The following is an 11,817-nucleotide window of genomic DNA, read 5'->3' as shown; positions in this document are numbered from 1 at the left end:
GGCGGGACAGCGCCCCCCTCTGTCCTGCCGGACATCTCCCCCACTTGGGGGGAGATTGGCAACTTCGCCGATGGCTTGCTTTTTCAGCGCCGGAGATTGGCGAAAGCCGCAGTGACGGCCGATCTCCCCACCCGTGGGGGAGATGTCCGGCAGGACAGAGGGGGCGCGAAGGAACTCTGCCTTGACGCCTTGCATCGATGCGGTTTACCCCCTCTGGTCTTTGTTTTGGGCATGTCATTGCCCCAAACCGCTGCGCACTTTTGGGCGACATGCCCTCTGAGGACGAACAGATCATGCTTGACATCAAATGGATTCGCGACAACCCGAAGGCCCTTGTCGAAGCGCTCCAGAAGCGCTCTTGGTCGGCTGAGGATGCGCGGTCCACGGTCGACGACCTGATCGCGGCGGATGAGGCGCGGCGCGAGCATCTGACCGAGCTGCAGGCCAGACAAGAACGCCGCAACGCCGTCTCGAAGGAGATCGGCAATGCCATGCGCTCGGGCGACGCCGCTCTTGCCGAAAGGCTGAAGGCCGAGGTCGGCGAGATCAAGGCCTTCATCCAGAATGGCGAGGCGCGCGAGCGCGAGCTCGACAAGGCGCTGAACGATGTGTTGGCAGTGCTGCCAAACGTGCCGTTCGACGACGTGCCGGTCGGCAAGGACGAGCACGACAACGTCGTCAAGCGCGTCGTTGGCGAGGTGCTGACGCGGCCGAACTGGGTGAAGGAGCATTTCGAGATCGGCGAAGCGCTCGGCATGATGGATTTCGAGCGGGCAGCACGGCTTTCCGGCTCGCGCTTCACCGTGCTCAAAAGCGGCCTGGCGCGGATGGAACGCGCGCTCGGCCAGTTCATGCTGGATCTGCACACCACCGAGCACGGCTATGTAGAGATCCAGCCGCCGTTGATGGTGCGCGACGAGGTGCTTTTCGGAACCGGGCAACTGCCGAAATTCGAGGAGGATTTATTCTTCGTTCGGCACGGGGACGGCAGGCTTGGCCTGATCCCAACCGCCGAAGTGCCGCTCACCAATCTCGTTCGCGACGAGATCACGCCGCACGAAAAACTGCCGCTGCGCTATACGGCGCTGACGCCGTGCTTCCGCTCCGAGGCGGGCTCGGCCGGGCGCGACACGCGCGGAATGCTGCGCCAGCACCAGTTCTACAAGGTCGAACTGGTGTCGATCACCGACCAGGAGACTTCGGTTGCCGAGCATGAGCGCATGACCGAATGCGCCGAGAAGGTGCTGAAGCGGCTCGGCCTGCCGTTCCGCACCGTGACGCTGTGCACCGGCGACATGGGCTTTGGCGCGCGCAAGACCTACGACATCGAGGTCTGGCTGCCCGGCCAGAATGCCTATCGCGAGATATCGTCGTGCTCGGTATGCGGCGATTTCCAGGCGCGGCGCATGGACGCCCGCTACAAGGACAAGGACGGCAAGGGCAACCGCTTCGTCCACACGCTGAATGGTTCGGGCACCGCCGTCGGCCGCGCTCTCATTGCCGTCATCGAAAATTACCAGAACGAGGACGGCAGCGTAACCATTCCTGAAGCGCTTAGGCCTTACATGGGCGGTCTGGAAAAGATCGAATCGAAATAATGCGCATCCTTCTGACCAACGACGACGGCATCCATGCCGAGGGCCTTGCATCACTCGAACGCATCGCGCGCACGCTGTCGGACGACGTCTGGGTGGTGGCACCGGAACAGGATCAGTCCGGCTATGCGCATTCGCTGTCGATCTCGGAGCCGCTGCGGCTCAGGAAAATCGGCGAAAAGCACTTTGCGGTGCGCGGCACGCCGACCGACTGCGTCATCATGGGCGTGAAGAAGATCCTGCCCGAAGCGCCTGACCTGATCCTGTCCGGCGTCAATTCCGGCGCCAACATCGCCGACGACGTCACCTATTCGGGCACGGTCGCCGGCGCCATGGAAGGCGCGCTGCTCGGCGTGCGCTCGATCGCCATCAGCCAGGCCTATTCCTATGTTGGCGAGGACCGCGTCGTTCCCTACGAGACCGCCGAAGCGCTGGCGCCGGCGCTGCTCGAAAAGCTCGTCGCCATGCCATTGCCGGACGGCGTGCTGCTCAACGTCAATTTTCCGAATTGCGAGCCGCAAGAGATCGCCGGAACTGTGGTTACTTCGCAGGGCAAGCTGGTCCACAGCCTGTGGGTCGACGAGCGGCGCGACGGGCGCGGCCTGCCATACTACTGGCTACGCTTCGGCCGCGAGCCCGTCGAGGGCAAGCAAGGCACCGACCTCCATGCCTTGCGCAATCGGCTGGTGTCGGTGACGCCGCTGCAGCTCGATCTCACCGCGCATGAAATCCGCGATCAACTGGCCAAGGCGCTCGCATGAACTCAAACCACGCTGCAACGGTCGACGAGCGCGAAGGTTTCGCTGCCTTCCTGCTTCGCCTGCGCGGCAGGGGCACGGTGCCGAAGGCGCTGATCGCCGCCTTTGAGGCGACGCCGCGGCGCGGCTTTCTGTCTCCGCATTTTCACTCCATAGCCTGGTCGGACCGTATGCTGCCGATCGAATGCGGCGAGGCCATCGAAGGCGCCGACCTGCAGGCGGCGGTGATCGCGGCACTTGCCATCGAGCCGGGCAACCGCGTGCTCGAGATCGGCACCGGGTCGGGCTACACGGCGGCGGTGATGTCGCGGCTTGCCGCGCGGATCGTCACCATCGACCGTTACAAGACGCTGGCCGAACAGGCCCGGCAGCGCCTTGAGGCACTCGCCATCGGCAATGTCATCGTGCGTCAGGCGGACGGTTCCAACGGGCTGGCCAACGAAGCGCCGTTCGACCGCATCGTTGCCTGGGCGGCCTTCGACAGCCTGCCGCGCTTTCTCCTCGATCAATTGTCGAGCGGCGGCATCGTCATCGCGCCGATCGGACCCGACGAGGGCGAGCAGGTGCTGGCCAAGCTTACCAAGGTCGGCAGCCGCTTCGAACGCGAGGATATCGGCCTGGTGCGCCTGCAGCCGATCCTGCACGGTGTCGCCGCCGTCATCTAGGCTGTGTCGATATTCAGGTGAGGTCGGCCTGCAAATGGCGGCTTCCTCCGCTTCCGGTGCTCACGTACCCAAAAGTACGCTCCGCTCCGGTTCTCGGAACCCACCATTTTCGGCTCGGCCTGACCTGAATCTCGGCACACCCGGCGCCCGGATCCTCGAATATTTTAAGAAAATTTGCGTCTGATTCTACAGGTTTAACCGACCGGTAACATTAACGCGCTTTAATCACACTCAGTTGTACCGGGTCTGTGCGGGTTAGTGCGATGCAATTCAGTGTTTTGAAGGCAAACGGACGCAATCTGGCGCGTGGCTGCGCCGTCCTCATGATCGCAGGCGCTGCGACGGGGTGTAGTTCCCAGGTGGCGCGGTTCAACAGCGTCGACGACGTGTTCACCGCCTCGACCAACAACCAGCGCGCCATCATCGACAAGCAGGATGCTGCCCAGCCCTATCCGGGCGATGTTGCGGCCGCGCCGATCGACGGCAGCCACACCCAGTCGGTCAGCCGCTCAAGCCTCGAACCGGTCACGGCACAGCAGTTGCCGCCGCCGGCTCCCGCGCTGGCACCTGCCGCCCGTCCGGTGCGTACCGCTGCCGCGCCGGCCCTGGCGCCTGCCGCTCCTCGTGTCGACAGGACGGCAACCGGCACCGTCGCTCCGGCGGCAAGGCCGTTCAAGAACGCCGAGCCCGACGCGCCGCGCATGGCGACGGCCGCCGGCGCGCCACATGCAACCGAGATCGTCGTCAAGGACGGCGAGACCATTTCCGGCCTGTCACGGCGCTACGGCGTGCCGGCCGATGCCATCATGAAAGTCAACGGGCTGAGCGCGACCAAGGGGCTGAAGACCGGCCAGAAGCTCGTCATCCCGGCCTATGCGTATTCGAGCAACGGCGCCGCGCCGAAAGTCGCCGATGCCAAGCCCGCGAACGGCACCAAGCACGACCAGCCGGCCGACGCGCCGGAGAAGGTGGCCGTGCTGCCGCAGCAGCCGAAACTCAGGGAAGGCAAGTCTGCCGCGCAGGTGGACGCCTCGGCTGCCGCGAGCCAGCCGAAGGATGGAAAGACTGCGGCGAAGGTGGCTTCGGCGACGGCCAAACCGGCCGGTGCCGGCGGCACTTACACGGTTCAGCAAGGCGATACGCTGTCCGCCATTGCCAGAAAGACCGGCGTCGGCGTCGTTGCGCTGAAGCAGGCGAACGGCATGCAGGATGGACTGCTCAAGATCGGCCAGACCCTGAAAGTGCCGGCAGGCGGAACCGCTGTCGTCGCCGGCGTGAAGCCGGCAAAGGTCGATCCGGTGACGACGGCCACCACCCAGCCGCCGGCCAAGGCCACGCCGACGCAGACGCTCGCCTCCTACACGCCGCCGAAGAAGGATGCGAAAGTCATCCAGCAGGCCGAGGACGACGATGCGGTGGCGCCGGACGCGACCGGCATCGGCAAGATGCGTTGGCCGGTGCGCGGCCGCGTGATCTCAAGCTTCGGCGGCGGCAAGGACGGCGTCGACATTGCCGTGCCCGAGGGGACGCCGGTCAAGGCGGCTGAAAACGGTGTCGTCATCTATGCCGGTGACGGCCTCAAGGAATTCGGCAACACGGTGCTGGTGCGGCACGAAAACGGTCTGGTCACTGTCTACGGCCACGCCAGCTCGATCGAGGTGCAGCGCGGCCAGAAGGTCAAGCGCGGCCAGGAAATCGCCCTGTCCGGCATGAGCGGCACCACCGACTCGCCGAAACTGCATTTCGAAGTGCGCAAGAACTCGGCGCCGGTCGATCCTTCGACCTATCTCGAATAGACGACGAAAAGCGATTTGCGGGCCACCTGACCTTCAGCCCGCCGAGGAAGTCCGCTTCGCAAGGTGCGGGCTTCTTCTGCTGTTAGCCCTTGAGCGGCTAATCCTTCAGCGGCTTGCCGAGCCTGCCAGCCAGGTCCTGGGTGAACTGCCAGGCGACGCGGCCCGAACGGCTGCCGCGCGTCGTCGCCCATTCCAGCGCCTCGGCGCGCAGCGTCTCGGGATCGATGGCGAGATCGTGATGGCGGACATAGCCGTCGATCATGTCGAGATATTCGTCCTGCGAACATTTGTGGAAGCCAAGCCACAGGCCGAAGCGGTCCGACAGCGAAACCTTCTCCTCGACCGCTTCGGACGGATTGATCGCCGTCGAGCGCTCATTGTCGATCATGTCGCGCGGCAACAAATGCCGCCGGTTCGAGGTGGCGTAGAAGATGACGTTGGCCGGGCGGCCCTCGACGCCGCCTTCAAGTGCTGCCTTCAGCGATTTATAGGACGTGTCGTCATGGTCGAATGACAGGTCGTCGCAAAACAGGATAAAGCGGAAGGGCGCTGCCTTCAGCAGGCTCATCAGCTTCGGAAGCGTGTCGATGTCTTCGCGATGGATCTCGATGAGCTTGAGCGGCAGGTCGAGCTTGGTCGAAGCGTTGACCGCGGCGTGCACGGCCTTGACCAGCGACGATTTGCCCATGCCGCGCGCGCCCCATAACAGCACGTTGTTGGCGGCATAGCCGGAGGCGAAGCGCTCGGTGTTGTCGACCAATATGTCGCGGACGCGGTCGACCCCGCGGATCAGGCCGATGTCGACGCGGTTGACCTTGAGCACCGGCTCCAGATAGCCGGGGTCGGCCTGCCAGACGAAGCAATCGGCGTCGCCGAGGTCGGTTTGCGGCACCGGCGGCGGCGCGAGGCGGGCGATCGCCTCGATCAGACGGTCGAGCTTCTGGCTCAGGATATCGATGGTGCTGTCGGTCATCTCTTGTCTTTTTGTTTCGCATTCGGGACGGTGCGGCAGGCCAACCTACCTGATTTAAGCGGTTTCGAAACTCGTCCCAAGCATTTGTTCGGGCATCATCTTTTGCGAAAACCGAGCGTCGCTTTTCGGGATCACCCTCTAACACGGCTCACCAGGCCGGAAAAGCAGCCGATTTGCCCGGCCGCGCAGTTGCATTGGCAACGTTACCGACTATATTCCGGCCAAATTTGGCGGGGCCGTCAAATTCCCAGAACGGTTTGCGGCTGTTTTTAAAATTCAGGAGTACCTCGATGTTCGTGACACCGGCATACGCCCAAGGCATCGGCGGCGACTCGTCCGCAATGTTTATCCAGATCGTGCCGTTTGCTCTGATTTTCGTGATCATGTATTTTCTGATCATCCGGCCGCAGCGTACGCAGCTGAAGAAGCGCGGCGAGATGCTGGCGGCGGTTCGCCGCGGCGACACCGTTATCACCGGTGGCGGCTTGGTCGGCAAGGTAACCAAGGTGATCGACGATAACGAGCTCGAGATCGACCTTGGCGGCGGTACCAAGGTGACGGCGCTGCGCTCGACGATCGCCGACGTGCGCGTCAAGGGCGAGCCGGTGGCGAACCAGAACGCCAAGAAATAACCGAATTGTCGGCGGAACGATCCGCGGGCAGGGCTCTGACGAACGACGGCATATGTTCCACCTTTGGCGCCTGAAGATGATCCTGAAGTGGCTTGCCTTGGCCGGCACGGTTGTCTTCCACGCGACTAATATCTTCGCCGCCGGTTTGCATACCACGCGACCCGAATGGCTTGCCGAAAGCCAGTCAATAGTTGAAGCAAGCCAGCAGGATGGTCCACACATCCTGCTCAGGTTGGATGTGACCGACGTGATCGAGGGCCGGCTGAAAGCGACACGCGACGAGGTCCGGTCGCTGTTACGCGAAGCAAGGATCGGCTATACCGGCCTTGCCAGTTCGGCTCGGACCGTTCAGGTGCACATAACAGATCCGGCTCAGCTTTACCTCGCCAAGGCGGCAATCAAAACGGTGACCGATCCTGTCGCGGACAGCGGCGTCCAGGAAATGACCCTGGACGACAGTGAGCCCGGCCTGCTCAAATTCACCGTAACGGATGCAGGTTTGAAGTATCGAACTTCGGCCGCGCTTGCACAGTCGGTTGAAGTCATCAAAGATCGTATCCGCGACCTGGGCGCCACCCACCCGGTGGTTCGGTCAACGAATGAAGACGGCATATTGGTCCGCACGTCGGGCGTTGCCGATCCGCAAAGGCTAGGACAAATTCTCACCCGGCCCGGTCACCTGAGCTTCCAACTCGTTGATCTGTCGATGCCAGTCGACGAGGCAATCAGCGGCCGCCCGCCCGTCGGCTCGGCGGTTTTTTATTCGATGGACGATCCTCCGGTTCCCTACTTGATCGAAAATCGGGTTATCCTTTCAGGTAAAAATGTGCTGGATGCGCAAGCAACCCGCAATTTGGCGACCGATGAACGCGTCGTCTCATTCCGGCTTGATTCCCGGGGTACGGCGCGTTTCAAATGGGCTACGACGCAATATATCGGCAAGCCGTTTGCGGTTATATTAGACGATAAGGTTATTTCGGCGCCTGTTATCCGAGAGCCCATTGAAGGCGGCACCGGTCAGATATCGGGAAATTTCACCGCTGAAAGCGCCAATGACCTCGCCCTGCTGCTGCGCACCGGCCCCTTGCCAGCAAGATTGACAATCGCCGAGGAAGCACGATAGGGCCGGCCGTGGTCAGAATTAGAAATATGCCCGCAAACCGACCGATGGCGGAATGCTGCCGCTTGTACGCCTGAACGGATAAGAACTGATGCTTTATTTTTCGCGCTTCAAGATGATCCTGATCTGGCTGGCCGTGGCCGCCACAGTGGTCCTCGCTGCGCCCAACCTTTTTTCCGCCAGCACGCTGGCCAAGCTTCCCGACTGGGTGCCGAAGCGGCAGATGACGCTCGGCCTCGACCTGCAGGGCGGCTCGCACATCCTGCTCAGGATGGATCCGAACGATCTGATCAAGGATCGGCTGGAGACGACGCGCGACGAAATCAGGACGCTGCTGCGCGATGCCAAGATCGGCTATACCGGTCTTTCCGGAACGGGCCGCACGGTGCAGGTCCGCATCACCGATCCGGCACAGATCGACGCTGCTAAGAAAGCCTTGCAACCATTGACCAATCCGGTGGCCGCCGGCCTGTTCAGCGGCGGCTCCGTCCAGGAGATGACGCTGGATGATTCCGAGCCCGGCCTGCTCAAATTTGGCGTTACCGATGCGGGGATCAAGTATCGCACCTCGACGGCGCTGACGCAGGCGATCCAGGTTGTCGAGCGTCGCGTCAACGAACTCGGCACCACCGAGCCGATCGTGCAGCGCCAAGGCGACGACCGTATCCTGGTGCAGGTACCTGGTCTCCAGGACCCGCAGCGGTTGAAGGAAATTCTTGGCCAGACCGCAAAGCTGACGTTCCAGATGGTCGACCAATCGATGCCGGTACAGGACGCGCTGAACGGCCGTCCGCCGCCGGGATCCTCGGTGCTGTATTCGCAGGACGACCCACCGGTTCCGTACCTGATCGAGAACCGCGTCATCGTTTCGGGTGAAAACCTTGTCGATGCCCAGGCGACGTTCAATTCCCAGACCAACGAGCCGGTTGTTTCGTTCCGGTTCGATTCGAAAGGGGCGCAGCGGTTCGGCCAGGCGACGGCACAGAATGTTGGCAAGCTGTTTGCCATCATCCTCGACAATCAGGTGATTTCGGCGCCGCAGATCCGTGAACCGATCCCGGGCGGCACCGGACAGATATCGGGGAATTTCACCGCCGAGAGCGCCAACGATCTCGCCGTGCTGCTGCGCGCCGGCGCCTTGCCAGCGACGCTGACGGTAATCGAAGAGCGGACGGTGGGGCCGGGACTTGGCCAGGACTCCATCCATGCCGGCAAGGTCGCCGGCATCATCGGGTCGATCCTGGTGGTGGCATTCATGTTCGTCGCCTACGGCTTCCTCGGCTTCCTCGCCAACATCGCGCTGGCGGTGCATGTGGCGATGATCGTCGGGCTGCTGTCGCTGCTTGGAGCGACACTGACCCTACCCGGTATCGCCGGTATCGTGCTGACCATCGGCATGGCGGTCGATTCGAACGTTCTCATCTATGAACGCATCCGCGAGGAGCGACGTGCCGGCCGCTCGGTCATTCAGGCGATCGATACCGGTTTCAGCAAGGCGCTGGCGACCATCGTCGATTCCAACGTGACCTCACTGATCGCGACCGTGGTGCTGTTCTGGCTCGGAACCGGGCCGGTGAAGGGCTTTGCCGTCACCTATGCCATCGGCATCCTGACTACGGTCTTCACCGCCTTCACCTTCACACGCCTGCTCGTGTCGATCTGGCTTCGCCGCGCCCGTCCGAAGGAGTTGCCGCGGGCGCCTGTGACGTTCATTCCACCAGGCACGAAAATTCCGTTCATGGGTATTCGCCGCTGGACGTTCACACTGTCCAGCGTGCTTTCGGTGCTGTCGGTCATCGGCTTCATGACCATCGACATAAATTACGGCATCGATTTCAAGGGCGGCTCACTGATCGAGGTGCAGTCCAAGGCCGGCAATGCCGATCTGGCCGACATCCGCGGCAGGCTGACGGAACTTAATATCGGCGAGGTGCAGGTTCAGCAGTTCGGCGAACCGAACGACGTGCTGATCCGCGTCGGCACGCAGGCGGGCGGCGAGAACGCTGAGCAGACCGTCATCGACAAGGTGCGCGGCGAGCTGCAGGATCAGTATGATTTCCGCCGCGTCGAAGTGGTGGGGCCGACGGTCTCGGGCGAGCTTGCCAAGCAAGGCACCATCGCCATGCTTGTCGCGCTGCTCGGCATCCTGATCTATGTCTGGTTCCGCTTCGAATGGCAGTTCGCGGTCGGCGCCATCGTTGCGACCGTGCACGACGTGGTCATGACGATCGGCTTCTTCGTCATCACCGGCCTGGAATTCAACCAGTCGTCGCTGGCGGCGATCCTCACCATCATCGGTTATTCGCTCAACGATACGATCGTCGTCTATGACCGCGTTCGCGAGGATCTGCGAAAATACAAGCGAATGCCACTGCCGCAACTGCTGAACAACGCCATCAACGAGACGCTGTCGAGGACGACGCTGACCTCGGTGACGACGATCCTGGCGCTGCTGGCACTGGTGCTGTTCGGCGGCGAGGTGATCCGCTCGTTCACCATGGCGATGCTGTTCGGCGTCGTGTTCGGCACTTATTCGTCGATCTTTATCGCCGCGCCACTGCTTATCCTGTTCAAGCTGCGGCCGCAGGCCACAGCGTCCGATGAGGAAAAGCCAGTGGGCGGCGGCAAAGCCATAGCCACCTGACGGCTTGCCTCAAAAGTGGCCAAGGGCATCGTCATCCGCGAGGCGCATTTCCCGGGCCGCGCACCGATCGAGGCTTACGGCAATGGCGGTTTCCGCTTTGCCGACATGTCGCATCGCGGCTCGCTGCTGTGCCTGCCTTCGGGCATCTATGGCTGGGAGGCGGCCGATCCGTTGGCGCTGACGGCAGCGGATTTCGCCAAGCTGTTCAACGAGGCCGCCAAGGTTGAGATCCTGTTGGTCGGCAGCGGCAAGGATCTGAGGCCATTGCCTGCCGCGCTGCGTACGGCGCTGAAAGAAGCGGGCATTTCCGCCGATCCGATGTCGACGGGGGCGGCGGTGCGGACCTATAATGTGCTGCTGGCGGAAGATCGCGCCGTGGCCGCAGCGCTCATCGCCGTCGACTGACGTGGCCGAAAACACCAAAGTCGTCATGGACACGGTGCGTGCCGCCGACCATGACCGCTATCTCAGTGTGCTCTATGCGCCCGAGAACAAGCGCGACGCGCTGTTTTCGCTCTATGCCTTCAATGCCGAAGTCGCCGGCATACGCGATCGCATCCACGAGGCGCTGCCGGGCGAGGTGCGGCTGCAATGGTGGCGAGACGTGATCGCCGCCGAAGAGGATCGGACTCAGATCGGCCATCCCGTGGCGGACGCGCTGAGGGCGGCGATTTCCGCCCACCGCCTGCCTAAGGCCGCCTTCGAGAACATGCTCGAAGCGCGCATCTTCGATCTCTATGACGATCCGATGCCGTCGCGCACCGATCTCGAAGGCTATTGCGGCGAGACTGCCGCAGCACTCATCCAGCTTGCGGCGATGGTGCTCGATCCGGTCCAAGCACCACGCTTTGCCGAACTTGCCGGCAGGGCAGGTTGTGCGCAGGCGATGACCGGTCTCCTGCTTCTGTTGCCGCTGCATCGCAAGCGGGGACAGTGCTTTGTCCCGGCCGATATTTTGGCTGCGGCGGGATCGTCGCCGCAAGAGTTCGTTACAGGTGACGGCGGGCCGGGCGCGGAACGCGCGGTCGCCGCGATGATCGCGCTTGCACGCGAGCATCTTTCCGCTTTCGAGCAGGGGGCGTCCACCCTGCCGGTTTCACTGCGTCCGGCCTTTCTGCCGCTGGCTCTGACGCGCGCCTATCTCGACAAGATGGGCGGCTCCCGCCATTCACCGCTTGATGGCGCGGTGCGGCTTTCGGCCTTGCGCCGGCATTGGCTCTTGTTCCGGCGTGCGACGCAAGGCTGGCCGGCTGTGTGAAGGCTGATTGCTAATGAGGAAATCCGGCCTGCGGCGAGCATCGGCCCGGCTGAGTAGTTTCCATCATGACGGATCACTCGATCCGCCATCGCGCATCAGCGTTTCATAATCGCAACCGCCATAGAAGATGTTGACGATGCGGACGACATCATCGTCGACAACATAGGCGATGATAGCCGAGTGTTCGAACGGCACCGTTCGCAATCCTGGCGCAATGTCGCCGCGCGGCCGGCCGCCACGCGGTGGATTGCCGATGTTTTGACATCGATCTTCGATGCGCAGGACGATTTCAATGCAACGTCAGGATTTCCACCAGTCTCAACAATATGCCGGAAAATATCGGCCAAATTATTTTTGACGTCTTCGCGATATTCGA

The 11,817-nt window shown here is 62.6% G+C and carries 11 protein-coding genes; 9 read left to right on the top strand and 2 right to left on the bottom strand.

From position 1 onward, the window contains the following. The first annotated feature begins 293 nt into the window (after positions 1 to 293). From serS to NKJ35_RS10315, 4 genes are all read left to right on the top strand, one after another. On the top strand, positions 294 to 1,598 hold the full coding sequence (serS, locus tag NKJ35_RS10330) for a serine--tRNA ligase (RefSeq protein ID WP_352646718.1): 1,305 nt from the start codon (positions 294 to 296) through the stop codon (positions 1,596 to 1,598). Next, on the top strand, positions 1,598 to 2,356 hold the full coding sequence (gene surE / locus NKJ35_RS10325; protein ID WP_352646716.1) for a 5'/3'-nucleotidase SurE: 759 nt from the start codon (positions 1,598 to 1,600) through the stop codon (positions 2,354 to 2,356). The genes serS and surE overlap by 1 nt, the downstream gene beginning before the upstream one ends. Further along, positions 2,353 to 3,018: a protein-L-isoaspartate(D-aspartate) O-methyltransferase gene (locus NKJ35_RS10320; protein WP_352479785.1), complete on the top strand. Its 666-nt coding sequence runs from the start codon at positions 2,353 to 2,355 to the stop codon at positions 3,016 to 3,018. Before surE ends, NKJ35_RS10320 begins: the two co-directional genes overlap by 4 nt. A gap of 263 nt (positions 3,019 to 3,281) precedes the next feature. Then, positions 3,282 to 4,814, top strand: coding sequence for a peptidoglycan DD-metalloendopeptidase family protein (locus NKJ35_RS10315; protein WP_352646714.1), 1,533 nt, complete (start codon positions 3,282 to 3,284; stop codon positions 4,812 to 4,814). Positions 4,815 to 4,911: 97 nt separating this feature from the next. On the opposite strand, the gene NKJ35_RS10310 is transcribed toward NKJ35_RS10315, so the two are convergent. After that, complete coding sequence (locus tag NKJ35_RS10310; protein WP_254818327.1) at positions 4,912 to 5,787, bottom strand: ATP-binding protein; 876 nt, start codon at positions 5,785 to 5,787, stop codon at positions 4,912 to 4,914. 290 nt (positions 5,788 to 6,077) lie between these two features. On the opposite strand from NKJ35_RS10310, the gene yajC reads away from it, so the two are divergent. The 5 genes from yajC (at position 6,078) to NKJ35_RS10285 (ending at position 11,441) form a co-directional block, all read left to right on the top strand. Further along, positions 6,078 to 6,419, top strand: a complete 342-nt coding sequence (yajC, locus tag NKJ35_RS10305) for a preprotein translocase subunit YajC (protein WP_352646712.1) — start codon at positions 6,078 to 6,080, stop codon at positions 6,417 to 6,419. A 76-nt stretch (positions 6,420 to 6,495) separates the two neighbouring features. After that, a complete protein-coding gene (locus NKJ35_RS10300) occupies positions 6,496 to 7,542 on the top strand; it encodes a SecDF P1 head subdomain-containing protein (protein WP_352646710.1) in 1,047 nt (348 codons plus the stop codon). A gap of 88 nt (positions 7,543 to 7,630) precedes the next feature. Then, a complete protein-coding gene (secDF, locus tag NKJ35_RS10295; protein ID WP_352646708.1) occupies positions 7,631 to 10,183 on the top strand; it encodes a protein translocase subunit SecDF in 2,553 nt (850 codons plus the stop codon). A gap of 15 nt (positions 10,184 to 10,198) precedes the next feature. Beyond that, positions 10,199 to 10,588 (top strand): Mth938-like domain-containing protein, encoded by a 390-nt coding sequence (locus NKJ35_RS10290; RefSeq protein WP_352646706.1) that lies wholly within the window; start codon positions 10,199 to 10,201, stop codon positions 10,586 to 10,588. Positions 10,589 to 10,613: 25 nt separating this feature from the next. Further along, on the top strand, positions 10,614 to 11,441 hold the full coding sequence (locus NKJ35_RS10285; RefSeq protein WP_502904628.1) for a phytoene/squalene synthase family protein: 828 nt from the start codon (positions 10,614 to 10,616) through the stop codon (positions 11,439 to 11,441). 63 nt (positions 11,442 to 11,504) lie between these two features. On the opposite strand, the gene NKJ35_RS10280 is transcribed toward NKJ35_RS10285, so the two are convergent. After that, positions 11,505 to 11,696, bottom strand: coding sequence for a type II toxin-antitoxin system RelE/ParE family toxin (locus NKJ35_RS10280; protein WP_352647046.1), 192 nt, complete (start codon positions 11,694 to 11,696; stop codon positions 11,505 to 11,507). Between the last annotated feature and the right edge of the window lie 121 nt (positions 11,697 to 11,817).

Source organism: Mesorhizobium sp. M0136, assembly GCF_040322515.1.
In the GTDB taxonomy this organism is placed as follows: domain Bacteria; phylum Pseudomonadota; class Alphaproteobacteria; order Rhizobiales; family Rhizobiaceae; genus Mesorhizobium.
The sequence above is the reverse complement of the archived record's forward strand: the minus strand, read 5'-3'. Positions and strand labels throughout refer to the sequence as shown.